The 8742-nt window shown below is 67.6% G+C and carries 1 protein-coding gene; it reads right to left on the minus strand.

Features of this window, described 5'->3' with window-relative positions:
• Positions 1-41: 41 nt before the first annotated feature.
• The gene (locus DESPIG_RS01050) at positions 42-8714 is read right to left on the minus strand and encodes a non-ribosomal peptide synthetase (protein ID WP_006003919.1); all 8673 of its coding nucleotides are present in this window, start codon (positions 8712-8714) and stop codon (positions 42-44) included.
• Positions 8715-8742: the final 28 nt, after the last annotated feature.

An 8742-nucleotide genomic window follows, 5' to 3' on the forward strand; every position in this document is an offset into this window, starting at 1 on the left:
TGCCTCGTGCGCATGGCGCTTTTGAAGGGTTGGTGAAAGGATCAGCGTCCGGTCCGTTGCCTGGAGCGGGTGCGCATGCGCCGTTCGGCCCGGTCCATGCCGCGGTCGAAGGCGGAGGCGCTCCCGCCGCCTTCCGGCGCGGATATCTCTTGCGCGGTCGTGCGCGGCGTCCTGTTGTCCAGCCAGGCTGCCAGTGCACGGATGCTGGTGTGCTCGAGCAGGGTCATGAGCGGGATATCCGTGCCCAGGCGTTCCCCGAGGGCGGCCTGTACGGCGACAAGATCAAGGGAACTCAGGCCCATTTCGAAGAAGCGGCTGTCGATGCTTATGTCGTCGCGGCCCAGGACATGCGCGATGGCTCCGGCCACCAGCCGTTCTGTCTCAGATCCGGGCTGTGCCCCCTTCATCCGGGGGAGTTCCTGGTCGGGGTCGAGTACGAGGCTCTTCCTGTCGACTTTGCCGGAACTGGTCAGGGGAAGGCTTTCCCGCATCAGGATCATGCCGGGGACCAGGAAGGAGGGCAGACGCTCCGCCAGCCATTTCTGGAGCTCTTCCGGCGCCGGAGACGTGCCGGGCCGGCAGGCCACGAAAGCGGCCAGCACCTGGCCCGCCTGCCTGCCCCTGACCGTCAGGGCGGCGGCCTGTTCCACGAAAGGATGCTCCATGAGGGTGTTCTCCACCTCGCCCAGCTCGACCCGGTAACCGTTGATCTTGACCTGATTGTCCTGACGGCCGAGGAATTCGATATTGCCGTCGGGCATGTAGCAGCCCAGGTCACCGGTGGCGTAGAGGTCTTCCCCTGTGCCGGGGTGGCGTATGAAGCGCTCGGCCGTGCGTTCGGGATCCTTGAGGTACCCGTCGGCAAGACCGTCACCGGCGATGTGCAATTCGCCGGGGACCCAGTCCGGGCAGTCGCTACCGTGGCGGTCGAGGATGAAGAACCTCTGGTTGGCCAGCGGTTTGCCGTAAGGGATGCTCTTCCATTGCGGCAGGACGTCTTCCACGGGGAAGAAATTGGACCAGATGGAAGCTTCCGTGGCGCCGCCGAGGCTGAAGAGCCGCAGCTCCGGCCAGAAGGCCCTGATGCGTCCGGGCAGGCCCAGGGGGATCCAGTCCCCGCTGAGCAGGGCGCAGCGCAAGGGCGGCAGGGCAGCGGGATGATGCTCCAGATGGGCGGCAAGGATCTGGAGGAAGGGGGGGACGCTGTTCCAGATGCTCACCTGATGCCGGTGCATCAGCTCCAGCCAGTGGGCCGCTTCCAGACGTCTGGCGGGATCCGGCAGGACCAGGGCCCCGCCCGCGCCGAACAGGCCGAACATGTCCCAGACGGACAGGTCGAAGGTGAAGCGCGAAAGGGCAAGGACCCTGTCCGAAGACCGCAGCCCGGTCAGTTCGTTGACGGCCCTGATGGTGTTGACGGCGCGTTCGTGGCGGATCATGACCCCCTTGGGAGCGCCCGTGGAGCCCGAAGTGTGGATGACGTAGGCCAGCGCGTCAGGACGGCTGACGCATCTTTCGAAATCAAATTCGGAATTCGATTTCAATAAATCCTCATCCATGACCATGACGGGCAGGCCCGCGGGCCAGGGCAGGGACGCATGGCGGCGCTGCACCAGGACGGACCCGGCCCCGGAATATTCGAGCAGATGCTTGAGGCGGGCAGGGGGGACAGCGGCATCCACGGGCATGTAGGCGGCTCCGGCACTGCTCACGGCCAGGGCCGCGACCGCTTCTTCCCAGCCGCCGTTGCTGACGACGGCCACAAGGCTGCCCTGGCCGCAGCCCCGGGCCATGAGCCTGCCGCAAAGGGCCTCGGCAGCCCTGCCCAGATCCCGGTAGCTCAGGCAAAGATCGCCGTCCGCCAGGGCCAGGGCCCCGGGGGCATCTCGCAGGGAACGGGCAAAAAGGCTGTCCAGCGTCCCGCGGCCCGCATGGGGGAACTCCCGGGTCGTGGCGTTGGCCGTGCGGCGGCGTCCCAGCTGTTCCTGCGGCAGCAGGGGCAAATGGGGCTGGTGCCAGATCCTGTCGTCCCGGGCCAGCATCCGGAGCAGGCGACAATAGGCGGAAAACATGCTGTCCACGAGCCCTTCGGGGAAGAGTTCGTCCACGGCATCCCAGTTGAACTCAAGGCAATCGTCCACCTCGCGGACCTGATGGTCGATCCAGACCTGCGGCGTCTGCGTGATGTTGTAGACCATGCGCCCGAACGTGCGCAGGGCCGGATGGGTGCCGTGCTCGTCGCCGAAGCCGATGGTACTGGTGAAGACGATGGGGATGATGTCGGCGCTGGAACGGCCCGTGCATCTGCTCCATTCGCGGATGACCTCCACGCCGGAGAAGGTGCTGTGATCCATGTCGGCCCACAGCTGGGCCTGCAGGGCCCGTGCGCGCCGGAGGAAGGATGCCGTGCCGTCGAAAGAGCAGGCAAGCAGGCTCACGGACGTGAAGTCGCCCACGATCTCCCCGACTTCGGGATGCAGGGGCAGCCGGTTGAAAAGCGTGACATTGAGAGTGAACTCGTTCCGGCTGCTCCAGCGGGCCAGCACCTCGGCATAGCAGGCCAGCAGCAGGCCGGAGACCGTCAGCTCGTGCGCGGCGGCCTTTTGGCGCAGGTCCGCCCAGGTCTTCCGGTCGAGCTGCGCCGCATGGCGGACGAAGCGCGGGCGCTCCACCTGCGCGGGCGGGACGGCCAGGGGCAGGTCCGGCGCGGGCGGCAGGGCGGCGACACGCTCCAGCCAGTATTCTTTGTCCTTCCGGTAGCGCGGGCTCTTCCTGAAGGCTTCCAGTGCCAGCACATAGTCCCGGAACGAAAGGTCCAGGGGGGCCGGTTCCCGTTCAGGATACCGGTAGAGGCTTTCGAGCCCGTTCATCATCAGGTTCATGCTGTGCAGGTCGGCTACCAGCAGGTCCAGGCTGATGTGCAGGCGGATGGGACCGCCCGGCATCCGGGTGGCGGCCACACGGAACAGGGGCCATTCCTTCGCGGAGAGCACTTCATGCCCCATGCGTTCCCGGCATTCCAGCACCATTTGTTCGGCAGCCCCGGCATCCAGGCCCGTCGCGTCCTGTACCGTGACGGTGAAGGGCGGCACCTCGGGCAGGATGCGTTGCCGTCCGTCCTCCATGATGACGCAGCGCAGCATGTCGTGATGCCGGATCAGCCTGTTCCAGCAGGCCTCCCAGCGGGGAAGGTCCAGATCCTCCGTTTCCAGCTCGAGATAGACGTGGCAGGAGACATTACCGAGCACGAGGGCGCCTGTCCGGCCCACCCAGTAGGCCTGTTGCATGTCCATGAGCGGGAAGGGCTCATGACGGGCGGCGCTGTCGGGAAGGATGACGGGCAGGTCCCCGTCCTGAGCCCTTTTCCCGGCGTCGAGCAGGGAGGCGATCCGGGAGGCCAGAGCATCGATGGTAGGCTCCTTGAACAGCAGGCTGCGATCCACCCGGATGCGGAACTGCTTTTCCAGCGACTGGAACAGGTCCAGGGCCAGCAGGCTGTCCACGCCCAGCTCGATAAGGTTGGCATCGCCGGGCAGGTTCGCGGCGTCGGTCCGCAGGATGGTAGCCACCTTGGCACGGACGGCCCGCATGACGGCATCCCGGCTGTCCCGGCCCGCGCTGTCCGCTTCGGGCGATACGGAGGCTTCGCGGTCGTCCGCTGTGGCGGGGCAGAGCGATCGCAGCAGGGGCGGCAAACGGTCGCTGTCGTAGCCTGCGGCATAGCGGGGCCAGTCCATATGCAGCACGGCGGCCCTGCACTCGTCGCGGGAGAGGAGGCGTTCCATGACGGCAAAGCCTTCCTCGGGCGCAACGGTATGGATGCCTAAACGGGAAAGGGTGCGGAGGTCGGCCTGACGTACGGCCATGCCGGCATCACGGAAGGCGCCCCAGTTGATGCTGAGGGCGGGCAGGCCCAGATGGCGGCGGTACAGCGCGAGCTCGTCAAGGAAGGCATTGGCCGCCGCGTAGTTGCCCATGCCCATGGGGCCGAGGAAGGAGGCCGTGGAGGAGAACAGGACGAAGGCTTCCAGCTGGTGGTCCAGCGAGATCCGGTGCAGGTTCCAGGCGCCCTCCGCCTTGGGGGCGAGGACCCGTTTGAAGCGCGACGCATCGAGGCGGAGGAGCCTGTCGTCATCCAGCGTCCCGGCCAGGTGCCAGATGCGCTTCAGAGGCGGCATGTCTTTCAGGGCGGAGTCCACGGCATGTCGCAGGGCGCTGCTGTCGGACACGTCGGCCAGGGCCAGACGGACAGTGCAGCCCTGTTGCCGCAGGTCTTCCAGCAGGGCCGCTTCCTCCGCCGCAGGCTGGCGGCGGGCCAGCAACAGCAGGTGACGGCAGCCCCGGCGTACGCGGTCGGCGCACAGGCGCAGGGCTATCCCGCCCAGGCCGCCGCTCACCAGTTCCGTGCCGGAGCATGCGGGATGCCCGGTTTGGACGGCGGCGGGCCAGCGCAGGATGATCTTGCCCGTGTGGCGCGCCTGCATCATGTGCCGGAAAGCAGCGTCATGGCGGTCGGCGGCAAAGACCGTGACCGGCAGCAGGGCCAGCTCTCCCCGGGCGCATCCCTGCATGGCACGCCGGAAGATCCCGGCCATCAGGTCGGGCCGGTCGCGTCCCAGCTCCACCAGATCCAAAGGACGGTAGCGCATGAGGCCGCGTTCGGTCCGGTAGTCGCCCGCCTGGCGCAGACCGCTCTTGCCCAGCTCCACGAAGCAGCCATTGTCCGCCACCAGCGTGAAGGAGGCTTCCTGCGCCTCGCCGGCCAGGGAGTTGAGGATGATGTCCACCCCCCTGCCGCCGGTGGCGTCCAGGACTTCCTGGGCGAAGGCGGTGGAACGGGAATCCATGACCAGTTCCGCCCCGAGCGATCGGACCAGCTCCCGCTTGGCCGGGGTGCCTGCCGTGGCGAAGATGCGGGCACCGGCCCTGCGGCACACTGCCATGGCGGCGAGTCCCACGCCGCCGGAGGCCGCGTGGATGAGGACGGTCTGTCCGGCGCGGATGCCGGCAAGCTCCTCAAGGCCGTAGCAGGCCGTGATGTAGGCGACGGGCAGCGCGGCGGCCTGTTCGAACGAGATGTCCGCGGGCAGGGGGCAGGTCATGGCGGCAGGCAGGGTGATGTGGGTCCGCAGGCAACCATAGGCGCTGACCGCCACGCGATCCCCTACCTGGATGCCGGAGACGCCGTCACCCACAGCGGTGACGATACCGGCCCCGTCACTGCCCACGGCGGTCTCTTCGCCGGGGTAGATGCCCATGACCATCATGACGTCACGGAAGTTGAGGCTGGAGGCCGCAAGGGCCACTTCCACCTCGCCCGCTTCCGGGGAGCGGCGTTCCAGCGGCTGCCAGCGCAGGTTGTCGAGACCGGGACCTTCCATGACGAGGGCCCGGGGGCCTGCCGCTCCGTCGTCCGCCCTTTCAAGGCGGGGCAGGAGGCGGCGGCCGTCACGTAAGGCCTGACGGTCTTCCCCGTCTTCGCAGGCAAGGGCCCGGAACAGGGTATCGTCGGCCTCCGGGTGCTGGAGATCCATGAGGCGCACGCGCAGGGCGGGATGCTCCATGCACACTACCGGGCCGAGGCCCCAGACGAGGGACTGGCCGGGCAACGGCCGTTCATGGGCGCCAGCCGCAATATCGGGGCCGAAAGTCCCGCTTGTGAGGATCACGAGATCGAGGCGGGCCTCCATGTCCCGTGCCCGCGCCTGCCGGACGATCTCCAGCAGGGGCAGCACGCTGCGGTCATAGGTCCCGTCAGGATCAGCCATGCCCGGGACGCCCAGGGGCCAGGCATCCACCACATGCAGGCGGCCCTGTCCGTCAGCAAGGGCATCCAGAGCCGCAGGAAGGCCGTCCCGTTCCGCATGGGAAAGGACGCGGCAGTGGCAGCCGTCAGATTCCAGGCGCGTCGCAAGTGCCTCGGCCAGGGGGCCGGGATCTGCCAGTACGAGCCAGCGCCCGTCCAGCCGGGCCCGGCCGGGGAGCTGTTCCCCCTCGATCCAGCGGACAGCGTAACGGGCGGCCTCCGGGGAACCGGCCTCTTCCTCGACGCCCTCAGGCGGCAGGGCACTCATGCGCAGGCCTTCCATGCGACCGACGGCTTCGCCGTTGCCGTCGAAAAGGCTGACGTCCAGCAGGAACGTGCCCGTATCGCCGGGATCCCCGGCCGGGCTTTCCCGCAGCTCCAGCATGACCTGCACATCAGCGGGGCACTGTTCCGGCAGGTCCAGATGCCGGCAACCCGCCGGGACGAAGATTCTGTCCGTATCCCTGTCCTGCTGGGGGATGCAGGAGAGCACACCCTGCAGGCAGGCGTCCAGCAGGGCGGGATCCCAGCCCCAACCGTCGCTGGAGTTGCCGGAGGAGACACGGGTCCTGGCCCTGCCCCGGCCGCTGCGGATCTCCCGCAACAGGCGGAAGGAAGGCCCGTACGAGACGCCAAGACCCTGCATGGCGGCATAATAGGCCGCTATGTCCTCGGGCATGTCCTCGTCGCTTGCCGGTGCCGCCGCAGGCATGGAGCATGCCGGGCCTTCGATGCCGGCTCGCGCGGTCCTGTGCCAGGCCCCGGGAGCTTCGGGGGCGGTAGAGGTGAAGAGCTCCATGACGCCCCGTTCCCTGTCGCCTTCCAGGATGAGCTGGAAAAAGACGTCCCGGTCCCCGTCCAGCGGCAGGGGACGAAGCAGGGCCACATGACCGAGACCGCAGTCTGCGCCGTATTCCCGGGCGGCGGCCGCGCGCAGGAGCTCGAGGAGCAGGCTGCCCGGGGCGATGCTCCTGCCCGCTACCCGGTGTTCCCGCATGCGTTCCAGTTCCTTGCCGCCAAGGCGGCCCCCGTAAAGGATCTTTCCTTCCGCAGTTGTGAAGCGTTCGCGCCACACGGGATGGGAGAGGGCTTCACGGCCGGTGCCATCCGTGCCGGTGCTGTCTTCTTCAGGCCAGAAGCGGCGGCGCTGGAAGGGAGTCAGGGGAAGCCGGACGCGACGGGCGCCCAGACGCAGGGCTTTTTCCTGGAGGGCGTCCAATGCCTTGTCGTCACCGGCCATGTAGGCCAGGGCCACCCGCTGGAGTCCGTCATCCATGAGGTCGCCGGGCACGTCCCGCGCCTCCGTATGTCCGGAAAGCAGCATCCCCTCGGGCATCCCGCCCCGGGCAAAGGCGTGCAAAGCCTCCCGGAGCGCGCCGGTCGAGGTGGCGCGGACGGCCAGCCGGATCTTGTCCCGGCTGCGTGAGGCCCTGGCCGTGAAGCAGATGTCGGCAAGGGAGGCGGACGGGGCATCCAGCGCCCGGGCCATGCGTCCGGCAAGGGCACGCAGCATGGTCCCGGTGCGCGACGAAAGGACGAAAAGATCCGGCGTGCCGTCAGGCAGGTGGCGGGAATTCACCGGCTCTTCGGGAGCCTGCATGATGACGGCATGGGCGTTGGACCCGCCGATGCCGAAGGAGCTGATCCCGGCGGCGCGTGGTCTTTCCGCATCCTTCCAGTCCGCAAGGGCCGTGTTGATGTAGAAAGGGCTGGCGTCGAGGTCCAGGGCCGGATTGGCTTCCTCGAACAGGGGGTGGGGCGGAATGTGGCCGGTATGGACGGCCATGACGGCCTTGATGAAACTGGCGATGCCCGACGCGGCATCGGCATGGCCGATGTTGGCCTTGACCGCGCCGAGGGCGCAGAAGCCCCTGTCCTGCGTGAAATGGCCAAAGGCCTTGCCCAGGGCGGCGAATTCGATGGGGTCGCCGAGGGCCGTCCCGGTGCCGTGGCTTTCGACAAGGCCGATATCACGCGCGGAAAGTCCCGAGAGGGATATCGCCTCGCCGATGACGGCGGTCTGGCCGAATTCGCCGGGCGCGGTATAGCCCACCCGCCGGGAACCGTCATTGTTGACTACGGAGGCCAGCACCACGGCATAGATGTGGTCGCGGTCGCGCAGGGCATCTGCCAGCCGCTTCAGGACGACGACGCCCGCCCCGCCGGAAAAGACCGTGCCCGAGGCATTTTTGTCAAAGGGGCGGCAGTAGCCGTCACGGGAGAAGATCATGCCTTCCTGGAACAGGTAACCTTTCTCCTGGGGCACATCGATGGCCACCCCTCCGGCCAGGGCCATGTCGCACGCGCCGCTGCGCAGGTTCTCGCAGGCCACGTGCACGGCGGAAAGCGAGCTGGAGCAGGCCGTCTGCACGCACAGGCTGGGCCCGTTCAGGTTCAGCTTGTAGGAGACGCGCGAGCACAGGTAATCCTTGTCGTTGCCCACCAGGCACTGGAAGGCTTCGGCACCGTTCCCGGCTTTCAGGCCGCGGCACGCATGTTCCAGATAGGCACTGATGCGGCTGCCTGCAAAAACGCCGACGCTCTTGCCTTCCAGACCGCCGCCGGGCAGGGGCGTATATCCGGCGTCCTCCAGCGATTCCCAGGCGCATTCCAGGAAGGTGCGCTGCTGGGGGTCGATCTTTTCCGCCTCGCTGCCGGCATAGCCGAAAAAGGCTGCGTCGAATTTGTCGATGTCCCCCAGGCTGTAGGTCGCCGGGACGTAGTTCGGGTCGCGCAGCAGGCCGTGATCCACGCCCGCTGCGGCAAGGTCTTTCCGGTCCAGGAAGGTCACGCTGACCTTGCCTTCGCAAAGGTTGCGCCAGTATCCGTCGAGGTCGGGAGCACCGGGAAAACGGCAGCTCATGCCGATGACGGCGATCGCTTCGTCAGTGATGTTCATGCTGTCCATGACTTTCTGTCCTGCGGCATCTTTCGCT

The organism is Desulfovibrio piger ATCC 29098, from assembly GCF_000156375.1.
In the GTDB taxonomy this organism is placed as follows: domain Bacteria; phylum Desulfobacterota; class Desulfovibrionia; order Desulfovibrionales; family Desulfovibrionaceae; genus Desulfovibrio; species Desulfovibrio piger.

Excerpts from the sequence above, each read along its gene's own strand:
- DESPIG_RS01050 (WP_006003919.1), bottom strand. The coding sequence starts at position 8,714 with ATGGACAGCATGAACATCACTGACGAAGCGATCGCCGTCATCGGCATG.